Below are 253 nucleotides of genomic sequence, written 5' to 3' on the forward strand. Positions count from 1 at the left end.
CGGAGCCGGACGAGGATGACCGGTTCGTCGAGGCCAAGCTGACCCAGGCGCGCGCCTATATGGAGCAGTACCGCAGCGCCCGGAAGTAGGTCGTCACGGGCATCGGATGACCACGCCCCTGACAGGGCACGTTCGCACCGCGGACCAGGCCTTCTTCGTCGGGCCGCCGCCCTCCCGCGAGAGCTACCTGGTCCAGCAGCGCATCCTCGACGCCGCCAAGGCCGCCGGCGCGGACGCCATCCACCCTGGCTAT

The 253-nt window shown here is 70.4% G+C and carries 1 pseudogene; it reads left to right on the plus strand.

The features are described 5' to 3' along the window. Nucleotides 1-127: 127 nt before the first annotated feature. Nucleotides 128-253, plus strand: a pseudogene (locus tag FJV41_RS51970) (biotin carboxylase N-terminal domain-containing protein); the annotation flags it as partial.

This window comes from Myxococcus llanfairpwllgwyngyllgogerychwyrndrobwllllantysiliogogogochensis (assembly GCF_006636215.1).
Classification (GTDB): Bacteria; Myxococcota; Myxococcia; order Myxococcales; family Myxococcaceae; genus Myxococcus; species Myxococcus llanfairpwllgwyngyllgogerychwyrndrobwllllantysiliogogogochensis.